General features: G+C 55.9%; 19 protein-coding genes. 7 read left to right on the top strand and 12 right to left on the bottom strand.

Annotated elements, in window-relative coordinates:
• Window positions 1-14 precede the first annotated feature (14 nt).
• A complete protein-coding gene (locus tag ACSHSR_RS00725) occupies window positions 15-920 on the top strand; it encodes a helix-turn-helix transcriptional regulator (RefSeq protein WP_025010607.1) in 906 nt (301 codons plus the stop codon).
• A 42-nt stretch (window positions 921-962) separates the two neighbouring features.
• On the opposite strand, the gene rlmF is transcribed toward ACSHSR_RS00725, so the two are convergent.
• Complete coding sequence (rlmF, locus tag ACSHSR_RS00720; RefSeq protein ID WP_418069972.1) at window positions 963-2,042, bottom strand: 23S rRNA (adenine(1618)-N(6))-methyltransferase RlmF; 1,080 nt, start codon at window positions 2,040-2,042, stop codon at window positions 963-965.
• Window positions 2,035-2,442 (bottom strand): flagellar basal body-associated protein FliL, encoded by a 408-nt coding sequence (locus ACSHSR_RS00715; protein ID WP_025010605.1) that lies wholly within the window; start codon window positions 2,440-2,442, stop codon window positions 2,035-2,037. The genes rlmF and ACSHSR_RS00715 overlap by 8 nt, the downstream gene beginning before the upstream one ends.
• A 105-nt stretch (window positions 2,443-2,547) precedes the next feature.
• On the opposite strand from ACSHSR_RS00715, the gene ACSHSR_RS00710 reads away from it, so the two are divergent.
• Window positions 2,548-3,126, top strand: coding sequence for a chorismate--pyruvate lyase family protein (locus tag ACSHSR_RS00710; protein ID WP_144165301.1), 579 nt, complete (start codon window positions 2,548-2,550; stop codon window positions 3,124-3,126).
• A gap of 62 nt (window positions 3,127-3,188) precedes the next feature.
• Here ACSHSR_RS00710 and ACSHSR_RS00705 read toward each other — a convergent pair whose 3' ends face one another.
• The 4 genes from ACSHSR_RS00705 to ACSHSR_RS00690 all read right to left on the bottom strand — a co-directional run bounded on the left by ACSHSR_RS00705 (window position 3,189) and on the right by ACSHSR_RS00690 (window position 9,141).
• Window positions 3,189-6,008 carry an immune inhibitor A domain-containing protein gene (locus ACSHSR_RS00705; protein WP_479631177.1) on the bottom strand — a complete coding sequence of 940 codons (2,820 nt, stop codon included), beginning with the start codon at window positions 6,006-6,008 and terminating at the stop codon, window positions 3,189-3,191.
• A complete protein-coding gene (locus tag ACSHSR_RS00700) occupies window positions 6,005-6,292 on the bottom strand; it encodes a hypothetical protein (protein WP_096142432.1) in 288 nt (95 codons plus the stop codon). The genes ACSHSR_RS00705 and ACSHSR_RS00700 overlap by 4 nt, the downstream gene beginning before the upstream one ends.
• Before the next feature lie 99 nt (window positions 6,293-6,391).
• Window positions 6,392-8,521, bottom strand: coding sequence for an MGH1-like glycoside hydrolase domain-containing protein (locus ACSHSR_RS00695; protein ID WP_479631176.1), 2,130 nt, complete (start codon window positions 8,519-8,521; stop codon window positions 6,392-6,394).
• Between the two features lie 32 nt (window positions 8,522-8,553).
• Window positions 8,554-9,141 carry a YhgN family NAAT transporter gene (locus ACSHSR_RS00690; RefSeq protein WP_028780556.1) on the bottom strand — a complete coding sequence of 196 codons (588 nt, stop codon included), beginning with the start codon at window positions 9,139-9,141 and terminating at the stop codon, window positions 8,554-8,556.
• A 186-nt stretch (window positions 9,142-9,327) separates the two neighbouring features.
• On the opposite strand from ACSHSR_RS00690, the gene ACSHSR_RS00685 reads away from it, so the two are divergent.
• Entirely contained in the window at window positions 9,328-10,962 is a 1,635-nt protein-coding gene (locus ACSHSR_RS00685; RefSeq protein WP_208124045.1) for a ZIP family metal transporter, read from the top strand.
• A 78-nt stretch (window positions 10,963-11,040) separates the two neighbouring features.
• Entirely contained in the window at window positions 11,041-11,820 is a 780-nt protein-coding gene (locus tag ACSHSR_RS00680; RefSeq protein WP_107353014.1) for an NRDE family protein, read from the top strand.
• Here ACSHSR_RS00680 and ACSHSR_RS00675 read toward each other — a convergent pair.
• A complete protein-coding gene (locus ACSHSR_RS00675; protein ID WP_479631175.1) occupies window positions 11,783-12,352 on the bottom strand; it encodes a Tll0287-like domain-containing protein in 570 nt (189 codons plus the stop codon). The two genes, ACSHSR_RS00680 and ACSHSR_RS00675, sit on opposite strands and share 38 nt — an antisense overlap.
• Before the next feature lie 62 nt (window positions 12,353-12,414).
• Window positions 12,415-12,828, bottom strand: coding sequence for a YybH family protein (locus tag ACSHSR_RS00670; protein WP_479631174.1), 414 nt, complete (start codon window positions 12,826-12,828; stop codon window positions 12,415-12,417).
• A gap of 443 nt (window positions 12,829-13,271) precedes the next feature.
• On the opposite strand from ACSHSR_RS00670, the gene ACSHSR_RS00665 reads away from it, so the two are divergent.
• Window positions 13,272-13,829, top strand: coding sequence for a lysophospholipid acyltransferase family protein (locus tag ACSHSR_RS00665; RefSeq protein WP_479631173.1), 558 nt, complete (start codon window positions 13,272-13,274; stop codon window positions 13,827-13,829).
• A 64-nt stretch (window positions 13,830-13,893) separates the two neighbouring features.
• Window positions 13,894-14,514, top strand: a complete 621-nt coding sequence (locus tag ACSHSR_RS00660) for a LysE family translocator (protein WP_109248578.1) — start codon at window positions 13,894-13,896, stop codon at window positions 14,512-14,514.
• A gap of 30 nt (window positions 14,515-14,544) precedes the next feature.
• On the opposite strand, the gene ACSHSR_RS00655 is transcribed toward ACSHSR_RS00660, so the two are convergent.
• Both ACSHSR_RS00655 and ACSHSR_RS00650 read right to left on the bottom strand, forming a co-directional pair.
• Window positions 14,545-15,825: a mechanosensitive ion channel family protein gene (locus ACSHSR_RS00655; protein WP_025889546.1), complete on the bottom strand. Its 1,281-nt coding sequence runs from the start codon at window positions 15,823-15,825 to the stop codon at window positions 14,545-14,547.
• A 129-nt stretch (window positions 15,826-15,954) separates the two neighbouring features.
• Window positions 15,955-16,389: a hypothetical protein gene (locus ACSHSR_RS00650; RefSeq protein WP_054745069.1), complete on the bottom strand. Its 435-nt coding sequence runs from the start codon at window positions 16,387-16,389 to the stop codon at window positions 15,955-15,957.
• Window positions 16,390-16,900: 511 nt separating this feature from the next.
• Between ACSHSR_RS00650 and ACSHSR_RS00645 the strand changes: the two genes are divergently transcribed.
• The gene (locus ACSHSR_RS00645) at window positions 16,901-17,584 is read left to right on the top strand and encodes a DUF3157 family protein (protein ID WP_208189672.1); all 684 of its coding nucleotides are present in this window, start codon (window positions 16,901-16,903) and stop codon (window positions 17,582-17,584) included.
• A 124-nt stretch (window positions 17,585-17,708) separates the two neighbouring features.
• Here ACSHSR_RS00645 and hutH read toward each other — a convergent pair whose 3' ends face one another.
• Together hutH and hutU are read right to left on the bottom strand one after the other, a co-directional pair.
• Entirely contained in the window at window positions 17,709-19,250 is a 1,542-nt protein-coding gene (gene hutH, locus ACSHSR_RS00640; protein ID WP_208189669.1) for a histidine ammonia-lyase, read from the bottom strand.
• Window positions 19,250-20,920, bottom strand: coding sequence for a urocanate hydratase (gene hutU, locus ACSHSR_RS00635; RefSeq protein WP_190534135.1), 1,671 nt, complete (start codon window positions 20,918-20,920; stop codon window positions 19,250-19,252). The genes hutH and hutU overlap by 1 nt, the downstream gene beginning before the upstream one ends.
• Window positions 20,921-20,946: the final 26 nt, after the last annotated feature.

The following is a 20,946-nucleotide window of genomic DNA, read 5'->3' as shown; positions in this document are numbered from 1 at the left end:
ACCAAGGAGATGTGATGACGGAGCCCAGCGAACTTGTCTATATGAGCGCCAAGCAGGTGGCCGAGTATCTGGACCTCAACGAAAAGAAGGTCTATGCCATGGCCAACGAGCGTATGCTGCCGGCGACCAAAATCACAGGTAAATGGCTGTTTCCAAAAATATTAATCGACCGTTGGATCATGGACTCCTGCCACAGTGGCATGTTAACCGACCGACTGTTGATCACCGGCAGTGATGACCCCTTGCTGTCGATGCAGGTGGCCAGGTTGATGGCCCAGGTAGGCAGTCGAGAACTGATCAGCTACAGTGCCACAGGTTCCCGCCTGGGGCTGGAGCTCTTGTCCAAGGGCTACGCCGATGTCTGTACCTTGCATTGGGGCAGTTTAGAGGAGCGCAATATCCGTCATACGGCGTTGCTGAAGGGGTATCCCAACCACCAGCAATGGATCATGGTTCACGGCTATAACCGCCAGCAGGGGCTAATTGTGCGGCCGGATATGCACCACAGATGTCAGGAAGAAAGCAAGGTACTGCAACTCTCTTGGCGTTGGGTTACCCGCCAAGGCGGCGCCGGCAGCCAGCAACATCTGGAACATTGGCTGTTGAAACAGGGCGCCAAGCTTGAGCAGCTCAACTCAGTACTCACCGCCTTCAGTGAGCGGGAGTTGGCCGGTTATATTGCCCGAGGCGATGCCGATATAGGTTTCGGCTGTCAGGCTGTCGCCATGGAAAGCGGCCTGAGCTTTGTGCCCTTGGTGACTGAGTCTTTCGACTTTGTCATGCCACAGGGGATCTACTTCCGCCGCCAGTTGCAGCAACTGTTCAAGATGCTCGGCGGCAGCCACACCCGGCAGATGGCCGCCCTGCTCGGCGGCTATGACCTCACTGACTGTGGTCAGTTGCTTTGGAGTCCGGAGTAACTCGGATTTTCAATCCACTTTGAGGCCTGCCAGCGGCGGGCCTCAAGCCTTGAACTTCCACCATTGGCGTCTGGCGGCGGCATCAAAGAAACTCCAGGCCAACACCCGGGTCTGCTTATTGCCCTGCTGCATCTCCAGTATCTTGACTTCTTTGGTGCCAAGTTGCTTTAACGCCTGCTGACAGGGTTTGAGGTGGTCACCCTTGGACACCAGCGAAGAAAACCACAGCACTTGTCCGCCATAGTCGCGGCTTTCGTGAATCATCCGCAGCAGGAACCCCAGCTCACCACCTTCGCACCAAAGCTCGGCCTGGCAACCGCCGAAGTTCAGCTTGTGTTCCTGACGCTGATGTTGCTCACCGCGACTTGCCGCCAAATTGCGCTGTTTGCGTTCACTGCCGCTAAGGGCATCGGCAGCCGAGCCATGAAACGGCGGGTTACAGAGGCTGAAATCAAAACACTCCCCGGTCTGCAAAAGACCATGAAATATCTGTTCCGGTTCGGGCTGTAGCCGCAGTTCAATGGCGCTGGCCAGCTTGGAATTGTGCTGTAAAACGCCGGCGACATTATCCAGCGCCACGGGGTTGATATCGGCCCCGACAAACTGCCAGCCATAGACACTTGAGCCAAGCAAGGGGTAGACGCCGTTGGCTCCAGTGCCTATATCCAGGCCGCGAATACGCCGGCCTTGGGGGATTTTACCGCCTTCGGCCAGCAGGTCGGCGATATGATGCAAATAGTCCACCCGCCCGGGGATGGGCGGACACAGATAACCCTCGGGCAACTGCCAATCCTGGATATGATAATGGTGCTGCAACAAGGCGGCATTGAGGGCCAAGACAGCTTGCGGCTCGGCAAAAGGAATAGAAACCTGGCCATAGTCTGTGGTGATAAGGTGAGGCGCAAGCGCAGGATAACTGGCGGCCAGGGCGGTAAAATCATAGCCCTGGCGGTGCAGGTTGCGCGGATGGAGGCCCTTGTCCTTGGCTTTTCCGCCCGTTTTAACCGAGGTTTTGCCGACCGTTGTCTCTTGGGTCTTTTTCTTTACTCTTGCCCTAACCTTTATCTCGGCCCTGGCCTTGCCTTTCGAGGCGTTGAGCCGATGCTTTTTTACCTCAGTCATACAGGTATTTGGTAAACAGCAGATTCACCACCAGCGCCCGACCGGTTTCCTGCTCCAGCAAACGATTGACTGTGTCGTAACACTCACGGCGGATCTCTTCTCTGCCGGTAAGCGACTTGACCCTGTCCTCGGGTTGGTTACCGAGAATCTCCACTATCGCGGCCCGCAGCAGGGGATCATGGTGTTGCAAGGCCACCAGGTCCTGGGGGTCTTTCACCATCAGCTCAACACTGATGCGCACAAACCCCAACTTCTTCCGATTGGAGATATAGTTGGTCACTATTTCAGGCTCGAAGCCATAGTAAGCATAAGTATCTTCGGCGGGCTTTTCATCGGCCGCCATCACAGGCTGCAACATGCCTGCCAGCATAAAAAACAACAGTGTCAAAACGCGTTTCATATTGAGTATCAAGCTCCCGTGACTTGTGCCGACGCCCCTTGCGATCTATCTGCCTGTGGGCAAGCGTGATAGACTCCCGGGTTGTAATATTGTACCGGGTATCCGATGAGTGTGACCAGTTTAAGCTTTCCTTATGGTGAATCAATTCAGTGGTTTTCGCCAGAGCAATCACAGCAACTTCCCGCAGCGCCATTGCACGATTGGCTGCTGGCGACCGGCAGTCTCACCAAGAGACTCAAGAGTTGCTGCAACCACTTTGAGGTCAAACTGCTCGGCGAAGCCATGCTGCCCTCATCCACTCGGGAGTGGCAGGGTAAGGAACATAAAGCCATCTGGATCAGGGAAGTATTGCTCTGCCTAGACGGTACTCCCTGGGTCTTTGGCCGCACCCTGATCCCGGCAAAGCTGCTGGAGCAACAGCAGAGACTGGGCAAGTTGGGCACCCGCCCACTGGGAGAGTTGTTGTTCGGCGATATCGGCTTTGAACCCGGCGCCATAGAAGTCGCCAGTTTCGACAGCCAATCCAGAATTGCCTCCCTCGCCGATTCACTGTCACAACCCACCACTGAGACAATATGGGGCAGAAGACGTTATTTTCACTTCCAGGAGCAACAGCTGATTGTCGGTGAAATTTTCCTGCCGGCGGCGGTTGCCGCCATTAACCAAGGCCCACTAGCCCCCTAATCAAACAAAGCCTTTGCTGAACTCCCCAAAACATAAGGGACGCCAAGGCGTCCCTTATTCTGTCAACGCCTGCGCCGCCAGGCGATCAGTGCCAGCCCCAATAGGCTCAGGCCACCGAGACTGCCACCACCACCGCCGGAACTGCTTTGTGTAGTATTGGGCACAACCGGGTTGGAGACCACCAAGGTGCGACTATTACTGCTCTGATTATTCTGTGAGTCAGTCACAACCAAGCGCACACTGTAGCTGCCCGCCGCACTGTAGGTATGCGAGGGAGAAGCAACTGTGCTGCTCTGGCCATCACCAAAGTCCCACTGATAACTGAGTTCTCCGCTGCCACCGCGGCTGAGGTTATTGAACTGCACGGTTAAACCTGTACCACTGATATCGAACAGCGCCGACAGAGGAATGCTGACAGTCAGTTGCAAGCTGGTCACGGTCTGCCGGTTATTGGCGTCTGTCACCGTCAGTGTGACTGTGTAGGTGCCGGACTCACTGTAGCTGTATTGAGGCGTCGCCAGGGTACTGCCAACGCCGCCGACACCAAAGTCCCACTGATAAGTATAAGGTGCAGTACCGCCACTGAGATTGGCGCTGAAACTGACATCGCCACCTTCCTGCTGGGCCGAAATGCTGGCGCTGAGTTCTGTGCCGTTGCTGTCGCCGCGTTTACTCACCAACACCTGCGCCTGGCTGCTGTCTTGCTCCTGGGTCAGCAGCTGCACCATAAGACCCAGCTTGGGCAGCACCAGGCCAGCCTGTGGCTTGAGTGGTGCACTATAGTCATCGCTGTCATCAAACAGACTATTGTTACCAAGATGGGTATCACCGAAGAAAGCCGACTGTGGATAGAGACTGAAGCTGGCATCACGGACCTGCACCTCAGAGTCCCGGTTACCTATCAGGTTTTGATCCGCATCTACCACCCCAATGAGGCCGTATCCAGGATGCTCAGCCACCTTGTTGTCGCTGTAGGCCAAGTTTTCATACCAAACCAAGAGCCCCGGCTCATAGCTATCCTGCTGCAGTCCGGCATCAACGCCCTGGTAGTTGCGCAGTTGCAGCAGATAACGCCGCGGCGCGCCCGGGCGAGTATCGTCGGTGCGAACAAAACCGGAAAGCACCACAGTCTCCAGAGCCGTCTCGGCATCATCGCTGTAGACGAGATTGCCGTCACTCTCGAGACGTATATCATCGACAGCAAATCCATAGCCACCGACCGCCTCATCGGTACGATACACCAGGCTTATCTGCTTGCTCATACCGGCATAAGCGCTGAGATCAAAGCTTATCTCCTGCCAGCCCTGTTCCCCCTCACCACCGGGCAAGGCCGCCGAGTCACCACTGATAATATTGGCGGCATTGTTGATGCTGTTGCTGCTCTTGGTATGGCTTCCCGCCAATGGCACCCCATCCACCAGCAGCTGCACATAGTCGTAGTCCTGCTCTATCTGCCAATGGGCCTTCATCTTCAGCGCCAAACTGGTACTCATGGGTAGTTGCAACTCGAACGACAATGCATTGTTGAGCTGATCGCCCTGATTCGAATAGTACTGGTATTGCCCCTGATAGGCAGGGGTGAAGGCGATGGAATCGGACGGCAGCTTGATGGCCAACTGGTTTACGCCACTGCTATTGGCATGCTCCAGCGTCACTTGAGTACCGTTGCTATCCAGCGCCTGATAATCCAGGGATTGTTCGTTGACCCAGCGGCCCTTGTATCTGTCCTGCAGGAATGAGCGGGCATAGGGGCTGAAGCCACTTGGCTGCGAGCCTCTCGGAGAACCTGCCCAGCTGCCACCGGACATCAGAGACCAGAGGCCCACAGGCGAACCGTCGCTGGCTTCGGTACTGGTGTCATACTCATCCGGTAAACCGAGGTCGTGACCAAACTCATGGGTACAGACACCGGTTCCGGCATCCAGCGGCTGAATGGTGTAACCGAACAGACGCATATTGCTGCCCGGGATAGCCTGGCCATATTGACCTGGTGCCGAGGGAACAAAGAATCTGTGTGACCAGATGGCATCATCACCGAGCACGCCACCACCGGCCTCTTCACCTATGCTGGAATGGAAGATCATCACATGATCCAAAATCCCATCGGGTTCATCCAGGTTGCCGTCACCGTCGATATCATAAGGATCTTCAATATCATACTGCGCCAGCTCATCGGCGCTCATGGTAGCAACTGCAGCCGCGACCGCCTCTTCCACCAATTCGGTGGCGGCCTTGTCGTCATTGTTGTTATTCGGGTCGTTGGCACCATAGTAGGCGGCATTCTGGCTGGCTCTGAACCAACCTTTCACATCACCGTTGAAGAAAAAGCTCTGGCCGGAAACCGCTTGATAGTACTGATAGGCTGAGGGCAGTGTTTGCCCCTGGGGCCCAGGGAAACCTGCATCGGAAAACAACAGACCACGGTAATGGGCTACCGGGTAGTTGGTGTAATACATCTCGGTATCGCCTGGACTCAGGCGATTGGCGTTATAGGGCAAGTCGGGAAAATCCACCAGCACGGCCAACACCTTGACCCGCTTGGTTACATCGGTATCGGCCACCCGCGACTGTGCCCGCATTAACTTGCTTTGACGCAGACTATTACTTCGTGCCTGTTGCAACAGTTGCTGTTCTCTGGCCTTGAGCACTTGTGCGGCCTTGCTGCCTGCACCAGTAGATTTGGCCGTATAAGCCGCCAGCGCCTGCTGCCGTTCCTCTTCAGAGGCCTCGGCATCGAGTTCACCACGTTTCACCAGCCAATAGAGGATCTGCTCTTTATTGATCACTCCGGGATCCGCCGGAGCCGTAGCGGCTAAAACATTCGTTGCCCCAAATAGGCAAGATGCCCCCAAGGCCAGGGCCAGTAACGACTTCAAACTCATGACTTGGGCTCCTTAATACACTTTTCAAACTTCTGATTGCGCTGCTGAATATACTCAGAGACCTTGGCTTCGGCCTCTTGCTCACTCATTTGCGGAGTGATGATGTTGCGCTCTATCAGACTGGCTTTAATTTTAGCCCGATTTACTACAGGTGCCCCACTGCCACAGGGCAACAAAGGTTTAACCTCTCGGTTTCCTTCCTGAACGACATCGGTTCCCGTGCCGTCCCCGGCCTGACAGGCACCCAGAAACAAACAGATAGCAAGAGTTGATGGCAGTCGCACCGGTCGCACCTTATCGTTAACAGAGATAGTACAGAAGATTAACAGCAGCACATGAGATTGCACAGCAGAAAGTCGCGACCAATTCGCCTCATTCAGGGATTATTCAGCCTCAGACAACAAACCTTCGCTATAAAGCAACAACAAGACCGAAGCTGACCAGCTGAAGTTGGTGCAATGCAGTCCTTCACCACTGAGCGGATGGTAATTTTCCCGTATCGGCAGATCCCGGCTATCGGCGGCAGTGGCCGCCAGCAAACGCCGCGACATTGCACTTGCCTGTTGCCGGTAACCGTAATGCTGCAACCCCTTGATGGCAAAGAAGGCCTGATCCAGCCATACCGGCCCGCGCCAGTATCTGTCGGGGGCAAACTCTGGGCTGTCGCGGCTCACGGTCGGAAACGGCACCTGGGTGCCGAAGCTTTCTGGCCTAAGTTGCCGCTTTACCAGCGCTTCGGCCTGCTCAGGCGAAGCGACACTGGCCCACAGCGGGATCCAACCTTCAGTGCCCTTATTGTCGCTGAGCAATCGCCGCTTGCCCTCGGCATCGAAGCGTACATCATAGAAGAAACCGCTGGCAGGGTCGTAAAACGTCTGCCGAATCGCTTGTCCCAGTCGCTGGACCTGTTGCCGCAGTTGCATTGCTTCGGCTTCCCGCCCCAGCAGACTGGCCATTTGCGCCAGATACTGCTTATCGGCATAGAGAAATGCATTGAGATCGACACTCTCCTGATTGAGTGAGTAGCCGAGCAAACGCCCCTTGGCGTCGCGATTTTCCAGTACTTTCAAGCTTTTATCTGCATCGAATCTGGGTGCATTGTCCATCCCGGACTCCCAGGCTGCCGCCTGAATGATGGCATCACGATTAAGCGCCCCGGGCTCACCGTGCAGCGGATGCAGATTGGCACCATATTCCGCCAGGCCATTGCCGTCATGATCCCGGTTGCGATACCACCAGGCATGCAGGGCCATCAGTCTTGGGTAAAGCTCGGCGACAAATGCCTTGTCACCGTCCTGAAGGTAGATCTCCCATACGGCCCAGGCCGCCAGCGGCGGTTTGCCATTCCGCTCATTCCAGTTGCCGCCGTCACCGCCGCGGGCCGCATCTTGGTTATAAAACACTGCATCCGGCATGCTGCCGGCATCCTGGGGCCTGACGGGATCCTGCTCATCAAATTGATAGTCAAACATCGCCCGCACATTGGACTTGGCAAGCCAGGGCTCGACTCGCGCCAAGGCCACCGCCTGTTTCCAGCTATCCCAGGCCCAGAGACCATTGAACCATTGGTAGGTGACCGAAGGCGTTACCCCGTGGTGACGCAGGGCCCCGGCCGGGCTGCGCCAGTTATGTGTCAGGGTGCTGATGGCCCGGGCCGCCATGCGCTTTTGCCCCAAGTCGCCATCGGCTAACTTGGCCAGACGCCAACCCCAGCGACTATGGTTGCGCTCGGCGCTCTGCAACAACTTAGGCCACTGCAGCGGCTTTGCCTCAGCTGCGGTGTGAAAATATTGTTGGGCACTGAGAAAACTGCGCCGCTCAGAGGGAGCCAGGTTCAGCACTTCAGAACTGGCTCGGTACCCCCGAGCCCCCCGTTCTTCCAGGAAGGTGGGTTCACGGAAGCTTATGCGGAATTTGGCATCATCGAGCAGCAGCGACCAGGTTTTTCTCAGTGGCCGAAACTGCCACTCCAGTTGATTGGTCGCAAATTGTCTGCCGGCAATCCAGGGCTTGCCTACTGCCTTGTCGAAGGGCTCTCCCTGCCACTGCAACTGCCACTGACCGACTTGGGAGCCGGTATTTTCCAGCACAGTCTCAATCAGTGAGCTGCGCTCATCGGCAAAATAGAGCCTGGTGCTGAGGCTGAGATCTTGCCAGCGATATTCCTGATACAGGCCATCCGGGCGACTGAACAGGCGTCTCTCTGCTTCGGCAAAATTCTTAGCCTGCCCTGTGCTCAACTCCAATACGCTGAGGTGCTGCAAGCTGGGCGCCAGATGTAGGCTGTATTCCTGGGCGATGATCAAGGGGCCGGTGAAGCTGCCATAAAATGCAGGATCATCCGGCAGATGGTATCCATGCCAGGCGCCCATATCCATGTAGACAGCGGGGATCTTCAGATTCCCGGCGACATCCCGCTCCTGTGCTTGTTGCGGCGTGCCTTGATAGGGCAAGAGATTGTCATAATCTCCGGCGGCCAGACTCAAAGCACAGATCAGGGCACAACTAAGCACTTCTACCTCGACTCAACAAAACGGTTAACAACTCAGGGATTCAAATATCGGGAGACGCCATCGAGGAACATCTGCACCGAAATCATCACCAGCACCATACCCATCAAGCGCTCGACCGCCGTGAGCCCCTTGTCACCCAACACCCGGGTAAATAGCTTATAGAACATAAGGATAACCACACTGGCGCCCCAAGCCGCTACCAGGGCTATGGTCCAGTCCGTCATACGGCTGCTATCCGTATGGGCCAGCAGTATCAGCGCCGCCAGAATCGAAGGGCCCGCCATCAAGGGAATCGCCATCGGCACAATGAAAGGCTCTTCACCGGCGGCCAGGCCCACCACCCCTCCGGGTTGGGGGAAGATCATCCTGATGGCTATCAGAAACAGGATAATGCCACCGGCAATACTGACCGATTCTGACTTGAGGTTGAGGAAACTCAGGATGGCTTCACCGGCGTAAAGAAACAACAGCATGATCAACAAGGCAAAAATTAGCTCTCTGATCAGCACTCGGCGGCGTTTCTTGGGCTCTATATGACGCAATATAGAAGCAAAGATAGGCAAGTTGCCCAAGGGATCCATAATGAGAAACAGCATTACGGCAGCCGACAGAGTATCCATAAATATCCATTCACCAACAAAACAACATAGAGTCGACTATTGTATAACTTTTTGGTCACCGGCAGTGGACTTTTATCCTTGGTCTCGGGTGGAAAATCCTTCAAGGTAAATTCCAGGTAACGGCACTGCTCATTTGCGCAGCTGCTGGTATACTATGGCGTTCTCTAAACTTCAGCCGTGAAATTCATGCTCTATCTCGTCGCCAGTTGTATCGCCCTGCTCCTGGGTCCACTGTTTTATCGCTACTTCTCTTCAGGAAGCGGTTTGCAGAAGGGTCTGGACGGCTTTATTTTTGTTTCCCTCGGCGGCCTGGTACTGATCCATATCCTGCCGGAACTGCTGGAACACGGCGGCATACTGGCGATCATCTTCGTAATCCTCGGCCTTTGGGGCCCGAGTGCCAGCGAGAAGTTGTTTCATCGCTATTCAGAGATCACCCATAACCTAACCCTCACGCTGGGGATCGGCGGCTTGTTGCTGCACACCATCACAGATGGTGGCGCCATGGTGCTGGCACAACAGGAAGGCAACTCCAGCCTGTTGGCGCTTGGGGTAATCATGCACAGGCTGCCTGTGGGCCTGGCGATTTGGTGGTTACTCAAACCCCAGGTCGGCACCCGTTGGGCCAGCCTGGTTTTGTTGGCCATGATGGCGCTGACTTCTGTGGGCTACTTCGCCGGTGAGCAGCTGCTCAGCCATCTGAGCCTGGATAATACCGTTTACCTGCAAGCCTTTGTCACAGGTTCTATTTTGCATGTGGTGCTGCATCAGCCCCATGGCCATGGGCAGCAAACCCCAAGCAGCAAATATGAATACCATGCCGGCATAGGCAGCCTGCTGGGGATAGGCCTGCTGGCATTGCTGCTGATGATGGATTCCGGCGGCCACCAACACGCTCATCATGACCACAGCACAGATCAACTGCTGCACTGGCTGTTGTTACTGGCCCCGGTATTGCTGGCGGCCTACGCCCTGGCCAGCATACGTTTTGCCGCGGGGCTGTCACCTACTCAAGCCTCACTACCGGGGCGCTGGCTGCAACGCCTCGCCGGCCCCGAAGCCTTGTTGCTGACCTTGATACTGCTGGGCTGGCAATTTGCCCTGCTGCAAGCACTCGCTCTTGTCGCGTTGGGACTGTTTTTGAGCCGTGCCCACGTCGAATTGACCGATCCCCACGCCAAGGTGCCGCAGTCGCCCTGGCATTTCGGTTTTACCCATCTGGTGGATAGAAGCGCGCCCTGGATCTTGCTCAGTCTGATCCTCGCCAATCTGATAGGCCATCCGTCAGTGCCGCTGTCGCATCCGGTGGCGCAAGTGCTGGTGCTGGCCTTGCTGTTTCTGCCGCTGCGTTTCTGTAATCTGGGCGCCGCCGTGTTGGCTATGTCGCTAACCTACAGTGGCTGGAGCCCCTTGGCAGTAGCCTTGACCCTGATAGCCGCACCTGTGCTTAACCTGTCACAACTCAAGTTGATGAGCTGGAGCCAACGGCTCGGTATGTTACTGCTGCTACTCATTTTGCTTAGCGGCATTGCCTGGTGGCAACCACAGTGGCGTGAACTGGGCGATCTGCCGAAAGAGATAAGCTACCCGGCGCTGACGCTGCTGTGTCTGCTCTACTCCAGCAGCTTGCTGCGTCAGGGGCCACGCAAGTTTTTGCGGGGAATGTGGCTGGCCAAAGGCCACAGCCATGATCATGGCTCGGGACAACACAATGACTCAGGCCACAACCATGGTTCACATAGCCACGGTTCGAGCAGCCATGACTCACACAGCCATGCTCACCATAATGGCCATGAGCATCAAGACAAAGGCTCTCACTGATTTAACCCTGTCAATTGGCGCCTTTGTTGGCTAACTTGTGGGATAAGCCCGCATTTAGACCAGGCATAAGGACAGCCCATGTGCATTCTGTTTCTGGCGCTGGATCAGCATCCGGATTATCCGCTGATCCTCTGCGCCAACCGCGATGAGTTTCATCACAGGCCCACGGCCCCGGCACACTTTTGGCCACCACAGCAGCAACTGCTGGCGGGTAAGGATCTGCAGGCAGGGGGTACCTGGCTTGGCTGCAATCGCCTGGGAACGGTGGCCGGCCTCACCAATATCCGTCAGCCGATCACTCAGCCGGATGGTATGCGCAGCCGCGGGGAGTTGGTACTCAAGGCGCTCGATAGCCAAACGCCAATAGAGCCGCAATGGCTCAGCGAGCACAGCGACAACTATAATCCTTTCAATCTGGTTTTCGGCCAGGGCAAGCACTTTTGGTGTTATCACAGCCCGGATAAGTCATTGCGCCGCTTGAACAGGGGCTTTCACGCCATCAGCAATGGTGCCTTGGATGATATCTGGCCCAAGATGGCCCGCGGCGAGCAGGCGTTGGAGCGATTGATAAGCCAATCGGCCAAGCCGGATATAGATAAGCTGCTGGCAATAATGCGTGATGAGACCCCGGCGCCGGACACCAGCCTGCCAACCACAGGTGTCAGCCTGGAATGGGAGCGGCGTCTGTCGTCCATCTATATTCGCCACCCGGAATACGGCACCCGGGCCACCAGCCTGATATTCCTCTCCCGCGAGGGTCAGCTGAACTTTTACGAAGCCAGGTATGATGGCAAGGGGCGGCAATTGGGGTTGGAGCAGTTCAGTTTTGCGCTGACAAACGCGGAGCCACTATGCTGATAGCGCCGCGGATCTGCCCCGGCTGATAACCTCTGGCGCTGTCATTCGGGTAGTACTCATCCAATGCGGTTTTGACCTCGGGCGCCAATTGGCTACCGTGGCAGGTGAGGCAAAGCGGCGCTACGCCCTGGGCCTTCATAAAACGCAGCTGTGACTCTGTCTGGGCAACCTGGCTCAGAGTCTGCGGGTCTTCACCGGCTGCGGCCCGCTGATCGAATGATAACAATACCTGTCGCTGCCAAGCCTCCGGCTCGGCCGCCGGATTACGGGGTTTCAGACTGACACGTTTCACCTGCCAACCACTCTCGGCCGAGAGCTGGCGGGCAATTTCCGGCGCCTTATGGGAACAAACCTCGATGGCTGCCACCGGGCCACCTTCGGCCAGAGCTTGCTGCAGTTGCGGCTTGAGTGTTTGGGCAAAGCGCTTGGCCAGCGCCGCCGCCTCGGTTTTGAATTCTGCCGTTGCCGGCTCGGCTATGGCTTGATTCACCAAGGCGAAGGCCAGCAAGGCGATAAGTGTAGGTTTCAACATAGGGCACTCCATTAGATTTTTTTAATGGATAGATATTAGATAAATCTAATTCCCTATGCAAGTCATGATGAGTGATCGTGAGTGATTACCCAGTGGTCGTCTTTCTTCTCCAGCAACAGGGTAAAGACCCCGGATGGACTATCCTTTTGCCTTAGCAGTACCCAACGACCGGCCACCAAGGCGGAATAGTTACTCAACATCTGCACATCCTTGAGCTGGCCCATAGTCGCGCGATCCGGATAGCTGCGCTGATAGGCAGCCAGCATCTTGTCCCAGCCATATCTGAACTCGCCTTTGGAGACAAATCTCAGCTTGGGATCGTGCCAGTAGCCCAACATATAGGCATTGATGTCGCCTTGATTCCAGGCTTGTTGCTGACGATTAAGCAACTCGGTAATTTCATCTGTCGGTACCGCTTTGGCCGGGGCGATCGCAAGTAGCAGTACAGACAGGAGCCCAAAGATTAATTTTTTCATACTCCCTCCTTTGCACCTCCCTGAACAAGACCCGGAAACTGTGTCGCCACAGTCACTGGGCTTCTATGTATGATACTAACCTATCTGTTTGGGAAGTGCTTCTTGCAAAGGACCAGGGCCATTTGCTGCGAACCATGCCTTGCATCCCGTCCTGTAAGCCGACGCAGAGCACATATGAGATTCGTTCGCATCTTACCTTGTACGATAGGGAAAGATCTGGGTAAATCATCGTCTTGGTATGATGTGGACGGCCAGGCTGTGTTCAGGAAGAAGAACCCAGGCTTGCACAAACAGGATAATGCTGAAATCATGTTTTCCCTCGGCCACTGCTTAAGTGAAGGTTTATGTTAAGTCAATGAAAGTCTTCGCCAAGCACAGGACTGACGTCTCCCTAACCACTTTTGGACTATACCTTTAATCAACCCAAGGTTTGGCATCTCTCTATGTTTAAAAAAATCTGCCAATGGCTGCTTTCTCTGTTCGGCTGGCAAATTCACGGACAACTGCCCGACTCCCCGCAATATCTGGTGATAGTGGCCCCCCACACCAGTAACTGGGATTTTATTCTCGGTGTGCTCGCCCGTGGGGCTCTGACGGCCAAGATCCACTTTCTCGGCAAGCATCAACTCTTCATTCCTCCCTGGGGTTGGTTTTTCAGAGCCATAGGCGGCAGCCCGGTAGACAGACGCAAAAACAATAATCTGGTCGATGCGGTCAGCGAGTTGTATCGTCAGGATCCCAACTTCAAGCTGGCGCTGGCACCGGAAGGCACCCGCAGCCCGGTGAAACGTTGGAAGACAGGCTTCTACCATATCGCCTCCAAGGCAGGGGTACCGATTGTGGCCGTGGGGCTGGACTTCAGCCAGAAGGCGGTAGTGATAAATCAGCCTTTGATACCGAGTGCGGACATGCAGCAAGACATGGATCAGCTTATCGCCTTCTACCGCGGTATTCGCGGCCGCTTCCCCAAGGCGATTCCGGACTATTCAGCGGACAAGTGAGTCTTGTCCGGCAGGCGTCACGGGACTATAGTGACGCTTACCCGGAAACTTTGTATACAAAATTATGGATCACCAGACCTTCCTGCTGTACCTGTTTGCGATCTTACTGATAGCCATCTCCCCCGGCCCGATCGCCATGTTATCTATCTCTCACGGGATCCATTTTGGTAAACGCCGCAGTCTGGCCACGGCCTTGGGGAGTGTCACGGCGGCCTTGCTGTTGATGCTGGCTTCCATCGCCGGACTGAGCGCCCTGCTGCATGCCAGCGAATACGGCTTTACCCTGCTCAAATGGTGCGGTGCCGCTTACCTTATGTATCTGGGGATTAAGCTGCTGCTCACCAAGCCCCATGCGGCCGAGCAAAGTGTCGGCCCCAAGGGACATGGCCATCCTTTCAGTTTGTTTCGACAGGCGTTTCTGGTGGGGATCAGCAATCCCAAGGACCTGCTGTTTTTCGCCGCCCTGTTTCCACAGTTTATCGATGTAAGCGCACCCCAGGGACCTCAGTTGGCAGTATTGGCTTCCACCTGGGCCTTGGTAGACTTCAGCTTTGTGATGATTTACGCCTCTATGGCCAGTGTGCTGGCCTCATGGCTTAAGCGCAGCCAACGGCTGCATTGGTTGGATCGTGTCAGTGGCGGGGTGTTTGTCACCCTCGCCACTGTATTGGCCGTTAAAGATTAAGGAAGGGCTTTAGGGAAGGTGTAAATAAGCCTACGTGGGTTTATTTGCACCGGCTCCATTATCTTTTAAGCTGCGAATATCATTGCCGGTTGGGCCCTGGAAGGCACGCAGATCGAATTGTGGCAAGATGGCAAAGATATGATCGAAGATATCTGACTGAATATCTTCATAATATGCCCAGCGGGTATCATTGGTGAAGATATATAACTCGATCGGCAGACCTTCGGTGGTGGGTGCCAACTGCCGCACCATCAGGGTCATCTCCTTATGCACCTTGTCGTGGTGCTTGAGATACTCCAGCAGGTAGGCTCTGAAGGTTCCCACATTGGTCAGCCTGCGGCCATTGACCGGCATTTCGATATCCGACACCTTGGCATTACATTCAGTGATCTCATGGATCTTCTTCGGCAGATACTCTTTCAACAGGTTAATCTTCTCCAGCTTCTTCCTGTCCTCTTCGGTCAGAAAACGTATGCTGTTGATATCTATGTTGACCGAGCGCTTGATTCGGCGGCCGCCGGACTCAGACATACCACGCCAGTTACGGAAGGCGTCTGATACCAGCGCATAGGCCGGGATCATTGTGATGGTCTTGTCCCAGTTGCGAACCTTGACCGTTGTCAGCGACACCTCTTCCACCGCGCCATCGGCGCCGTATTTATCCATCTGGATCCAGTCGCCGGTGCTGACCATGCGGTTAGCCGCCAGCTGAATACCGGCAACAAACCCCAGAATGGTGTCCTTGAACACCAACATCACCAAACCTGTGGCGACACCCAAGCCGCTGAGGAAGTAGACAGGAGACTGGTTGGCGAGCACAGAGATGGAAATAATGATGGCAACGAAGAACAGGAACAGCTTTATCAACTGCACAAAGCTCTTCACCGGTAGACGACGGCTAATCAGCTTAACATCCGCCACCTCGTTTACCGCATCCAATGCCGAATAGGCAGCGCGGATCAGCAAGACGACCAGCCAGACACTCAGCAGCCTGTCGACCAGACTGGCCAGCAGTTTATGGTCTGTCAGTGCTATGGGGATCAGCAGGTTGAGCACGAGGGCCGGCACCAGCATGGCCAGCTTTTCCAACACTCTGTGGCGCATAAAGATGTCGTCCCAGGTGACCTTGGAACGTTGAATCACCAGGTTCATCGCCCGCACCACACCGCGACGAACAATGAAATAAGCCAGTCCCGCCAACAACAGGCAGGCAAGCACCATGAGCGAAGTGGACAAACCGTCGGCTGGCTGGCTATCGATACCCAGCTGCGATAACCAGTGTGACAGTTCGAATCTCAAGTCTTTGTCCAAGTTATCCAAAATTAACCTCTCAGAGAAAAATCACTCATCCCGACTCAAACCTGAGTCAGGTTGCAGAGTAACATACAGGTGTTAACTTTGGCTGAACAGTCGATCCCGTCCGCACAGGAAAACGTGCGCTCAATCACCTTTTAAGGCGAGCACCACTTCGGCACCCAATGGCTGCTGGAAGTGCTCCAGGTGATCTATGGGAAGCCCGGAAATCAATAACTCTCTGTGATTGTGCCAGTCGAGCTTCAACTCATCGTGGCGACCAGATACCACCAGCAAACTCGGAAAATGCTCACCCGACTCAAGATCAGTCAAGTCCAGATGGCTCTGCCAATGTCCGTGCCCGTGCAGGCTGCAGTTGGAAAAACTGATGTCGGCCTGCCAATCTTTATCCGGCGACCAACTACTCAGCAGTATCGATTCCTGACAGTGCTCGCTATGGTCAGGTAGCGTGCCCACCCAACCTGCCACATGGAATAGACTCCATGAGGCCAGCAACAGGTAAAAGCATCCCCCGCCAAATTGCAGAGCCTTCGACAACCAGGCCTTGGTATTCGACGGCATACCCTCTCCAAACTATCAAATAGACTAAGAGCGGGATCATATAGGGGGGTATGCTGTAAGTAAACGCTGACCAAAGAGTTACAAACTTGGCGATTGTTTCATTGAATGGTTTAATTCGCCACAAAGCCGGGTGGATGTGTCATAGGACTCTCTACCGCAGCCAAAGCATAAAAGATCATAATGCCCTTACCCTTCAGGCATACCCAGAGCCAAAGTCGCCGACAAGAAAATTCTGACACCCTTTGCAGTCAAGGCTGACACATTAGCGGGCAACAACCTCACCTTATTGCAAAGGACTGGGTCATTTACTGCGAACCACGCCTGGTATCCAACCCGGTAAGCCAACGCAGAGCACGCATGGCGCTTGTTCGCACCTTCCCCAAGCACAGGCACTCGAACATACAACCCCGGCTTGCTGTATGCCAAGCAACCAAGTTTGTGTTTTTCGTCATTGCCAGCCCAGGTTAGCCCGGTTATTGTTGACGCAGGATTCAGCCAAGCGAATTTTTTCATGTCGAAACAAAATCTTTTCAAACCCAGCTTTGCCGTCAGCGCCCTGGCACTGATACTGAGCTCAAGCTTTGCCATCGCCGAGCCGGCTCAGGTGGCCGAAGTCACTCTTGAAAACGGCGCTAGAGTCATACTCAAAGATGACTTCACCTGGGAGTATGTGCTCACGGAGGCGGTGATCAGCGCCGCCGAACCCGAAACGACCACTGAAGAAGTGGTTGCCGAGATGCCGAATACGGCCGCCCATACCACAGCCGCCACAGCGGCAGCAGTGGAAATGGCCACCAAGCCAGAGCCAAGCAAAGCCGCAGTCGTCGAGCAACTGACCCAGAGCGCCATGACCACTCCCGGACTGCTCGGCAAGACAGCCAGAGAAGGGATCAGCGTTTCATTGCAGCAGGTGCAGTGGCAAGGCGACAAACTGGGCCTGACCTTCGAGCTTGACAGCAACAGCAGTGAAGATATGGTCGAAGTCCTGATCAGTGCCAGCTTCTATAACGATCAGGGGCGCAAGATGAAAGAAGAGGAGCTGCAGGTCTGGCGTGCCATCAAACGTATGCCGGAAACCTATCTGCGCAAGGGCCAGCAGCGGCAATCCTCGGTGATCTGGGTTGAAGGAGTAGATAAAAACCAGTGGCAAAAGCAGCTGCTGAATCTGAAGATCACAGAATTGGATACCTGGTAACGCCGAATACATTGTCTTTTTTCAATAAACAAAGAGCGCCAAATGGCGCTCTTTGTGTTTCATATACTGACTCTTTTACCGTCAGATGCCAAAGGGCCTGCTGGCCCTTTCGGCGCTTCCCGGCTCAGAGGCTGCTTGGCAGTAGCTCCTTTGGCAGATAGGCGTTATAGCACCCACTCGCCAGCAGCTCGGTGGCCTTGGCGATATCCGGACCGAAGTACCTGTCCTTGTCATAGAAGGCAACCCGCTCGCGCAGTTCAGCCTTGGCCTTGGCTACCGCCGGGCTTGGCTGCAGCGGCGAGCGGAAATCCAGCCCTTGGGCCGCGGCCAGCAGTTCCACTGCCAGCACTCCGCGGGTGTTTTCCGCCATATCCCTGAGCCTGCGGGCGGCAAAGGTCGCCATGGAAACATGATCTTCCTGGTTGGCCGAGGTCGGCAAGCTGTCGACAGAGGCCGGATGAGCAAAGGTCTTGTTTTCACTGGCCAGTGCCGCGGCTGTCACCTGGGCAATCATAAAGCCCGAGTTAACCCCACCGTTTTCCACCAAGAATGGCGGCAGCTTGGAAAGATTGGAATCGATCAGCAGCGCAATGCGGCGCTCGCTGATGGCCCCCAACTCAGCAATCGCCAGCGCCAGATTATCCGCCGCCATGGCCACAGGTTCGGCATGGAAGTTACCGCCTGAGATGATCTCGCCGGTATCTTCAAACACCAGCGGGTTATCTGTCACGCCGTTGGCTTCAATTTCCAGCACTTCAGCCGCCTGACGGATCTGCGTCAGGCAAGCGCCCATCACCTGTGGCTGACAGCGCAGGGAGTAAGGGTCCTGCACCTTTTCACAATTGGCGTGTGACTCGGCAATCTCAGAGCCGCTCCCCAGCAGATGACGGAATACTGCCGCCGAGTCTATCTGGCCCTTTTGGCCGCGCACCGCATGAATTCTCGGGTCGAACGGACTGCGACTGCCCATGGCCGCCTCGACACTCATGGCGCCGACCACAGAGCCAGCGGCAAACAGATCCTCGGCGTGGAACAAACCTTCCAGCGCCAGCGCCGTCGATGCCTGGGTGCCGTTGAGCAGGGCCAGGCCCTCTTTGGCAGCCAATTCAATCGGTTTCAGACCGGCGATACTCAAGCCCTCGATGGCGGGCATGATGCGCCCCTGATAACGCACTTCGCCCTCGCCTATGATCGGCAGACACATGTGCGACAGCGGCGCCAAGTCGCCCGAGGCGCCCACTGAGCCCTTCTCGGGTACGCAAGGGTAGACACCGGCATTGACCAGGGCGATCAGGAAGTTGATCACCTCGAGACGGATCCCGGAAAAACCGCGGGACAGTGAGTTGATCTTCAACACCATCATCAGCCGCACGGTTTCATCCCGCATCAATTGGCCGGTACCGGCGGCGTGGGACAACACGATAGAGCGCTGCAGCAGTTCCAGATCCACCGGGGCAATCTTGGTGTTGGCCAACAGGCCAAAGCCGGTGTTGATGCCGTAAACCGTGCGGCCCTCATCCAAGACTTTTTGCACCACGGCGGCGCTGCTGTTGATGACCGCCAGCGATTCCGGGTGCAATTGCAGCTGGGTTGGCGCGCGGCTGATGCTGCGCAGTTCAGACAGTGTCAGGCTTCCCGGTGTCAGAGTGATTTGAGTGGTCATCATCAGTCCTCCAACATAGGCAGATCCAGGCCCTGCTCTTTGGCACAGCGCTTGGCAATCTCATAGCCGGCATCGGCATGACGCATCACGCCCGTGGCCGGATCGTTCCACAATACCCGGGATACCCGCTTGGCGGCGGCATCGCTGCCGTCACAGAGGATCACTACCCCGGAGTGCTGACTGAAGCCCATGCCGACACCCCCACCATGGTGCAGCGACACCCAGGTGGCGCCACCGGCAGTATTGAGCAGCGCATTGAGCAGCGGCCAGTCGGAGACTGCATCCGAGCCGTCGAGCATGGATTCGGTTTCCCGGTTGGGACTGGCCACAGAGCCGGAATCCAGATGATCCCTGCCGATGACCACAGGCGCCGACAGCTCGCCGTTTTTCACCATTTCGTTGAAGGCCAGCGCCAGCCGGGCGCGGTCTTTGAGGCCAACCCAGCAGATACGGGCCGGCAGCCCCTGGAAGGCGATACGTTCACGGGCCATATCCAGCCAGTTGTGCAGGTGTGGGTCGTCCGGGATCAGCTCTTTCACCTTCTGATCTGTCTTGTAGATATCCTCAGGGTCACCACTGAGCGCCGCCCAGCGGAACGGGCCAATGCCTTCACAGAACAGCGGCCTGATATAGGCGGGAACAAAACCGGGGAAATCGAAGGCGTTAGCCACTCCTTCGTCAAACGCCATCTGGCGGATGTTATTGCCATAGTCCAGGGTCGCGGCGCCACGGCTTTGCAGCGCAAGCATGGCCTGAACCTGCACCGCCATGGAAGCTTTGGCGGCCTTGACCACAGCGGCCTCGTCTTTGAGGCGCATCTCCTTGGCCTGCTCCAGCGCCCAGCCCTGAGGCAGATAGCCATTCAGCGGATCGTGCGCCGAAGTTTGGTCTGTCACTACATCCGGAGTAATGCCGCGCTCAACCAGCTCACTGAAGATATCGGCGGCATTGCCCAGCAAACCGACGGAAACCGGCTTGCCCTCGGCCTTGGCGGCTTCCAGCATCGCCAGTGCCTCGTCCAGGCTGTAGGCCTTCTTGTCCAGATAACGGGTACGCAGACGAAAATCGATACGGGTCTCGTCCACTTCACAGGTCAGCACAGAGAAACCGGCCATGGTACCGGCCAGAGGCTGGGCACCGCCCATGCCGCCCAGGCCACCAGTCAGGATCCAGCGGCCCTTGGCTTCACCATCGAAATGCTGCTTGGCCACGGCCACAAAGGTTTCGTAGGTACCCTGGACTATGCCTTGGGTGCCTATGTAGATCCAGGAGCCAGCGGTCATCTGGCCGTACATAGCCAACCCTTGCTTGTCCAACTCGTTGAAGTGTTCCCAGTTGGCCCAATGGGGTACCAAGTTGGAGTTGGCGATCAGCACCCTGGGGGCATCGCTGTGGGTCTTGAATACTCCCACCGGCTTGCCGGATTGCACCAGCAAGGTTTCATCCTCTTCCAGACGCTTGAGCACCTCGACGATTTTATCGAAACACTGCCAATCGCGGGCGGCGCGGCCTATGCCGCCGTAAACCACCAGATCCTCGGGGCGCTCGGCCACATCCGGATGCAGGTTGTTCATCAGCATTCTGAGCGGCGCCTCGGTCTGCCAGCTCTTGCAGTTCAGAGTGGTGCCGGTCGGCGCAATGATTTTGCGCGCCGGATCATGTCTCTTATCCATAAACTTCCATTCCTCTGTTGCTTGTC

This window comes from Shewanella sp. VK101, from assembly GCF_056497865.1.
This window is presented reverse-complemented; position numbering and strand designations above follow the sequence as displayed.

Coding starts and splice junctions, on each gene's coding strand:
- ACSHSR_RS00705 (WP_479631177.1), bottom strand. CDS start 6,008: ATGAGTTTGAAGTCGTTACTGGCCCTGGCCTTGGGGGCATCTTGCCTA.
- ACSHSR_RS00725 (WP_025010607.1), top strand. CDS start 15: ATGACGGAGCCCAGCGAACTTGTCTATATGAGCGCCAAGCAGGTGGCC.
- ACSHSR_RS00645 (WP_208189672.1), top strand. CDS start 16,901: ATGTCGAAACAAAATCTTTTCAAACCCAGCTTTGCCGTCAGCGCCCTG.
- hutU (WP_190534135.1), bottom strand. CDS start 20,920: ATGGATAAGAGACATGATCCGGCGCGCAAAATCATTGCGCCGACCGGC.
- ACSHSR_RS00715 (WP_025010605.1), bottom strand. CDS start 2,442: ATGAAACGCGTTTTGACACTGTTGTTTTTTATGCTGGCAGGCATGTTG.
- ACSHSR_RS00710 (WP_144165301.1), top strand. CDS start 2,548: ATGAGTGTGACCAGTTTAAGCTTTCCTTATGGTGAATCAATTCAGTGG.
- hutH (WP_208189669.1), bottom strand. CDS start 19,250: ATGATGACCACTCAAATCACTCTGACACCGGGAAGCCTGACACTGTCT.
- rlmF (WP_418069972.1), bottom strand. CDS start 2,042: ATGACTGAGGTAAAAAAGCATCGGCTCAACGCCTCGAAAGGCAAGGCC.
- ACSHSR_RS00665 (WP_479631173.1), top strand. CDS start 13,272: ATGTTTAAAAAAATCTGCCAATGGCTGCTTTCTCTGTTCGGCTGGCAA.
- ACSHSR_RS00670 (WP_479631174.1), bottom strand. CDS start 12,828: ATGAAAAAATTAATCTTTGGGCTCCTGTCTGTACTGCTACTTGCGATC.
- ACSHSR_RS00680 (WP_107353014.1), top strand. CDS start 11,041: ATGTGCATTCTGTTTCTGGCGCTGGATCAGCATCCGGATTATCCGCTG.
- ACSHSR_RS00660 (WP_109248578.1), top strand. CDS start 13,894: ATGGATCACCAGACCTTCCTGCTGTACCTGTTTGCGATCTTACTGATA.
- ACSHSR_RS00675 (WP_479631175.1), bottom strand. CDS start 12,352: ATGTTGAAACCTACACTTATCGCCTTGCTGGCCTTCGCCTTGGTGAAT.
- ACSHSR_RS00690 (WP_028780556.1), bottom strand. CDS start 9,141: ATGGATACTCTGTCGGCTGCCGTAATGCTGTTTCTCATTATGGATCCC.
- ACSHSR_RS00650 (WP_054745069.1), bottom strand. CDS start 16,389: ATGCCGTCGAATACCAAGGCCTGGTTGTCGAAGGCTCTGCAATTTGGC.
- ACSHSR_RS00685 (WP_208124045.1), top strand. CDS start 9,328: ATGCTCTATCTCGTCGCCAGTTGTATCGCCCTGCTCCTGGGTCCACTG.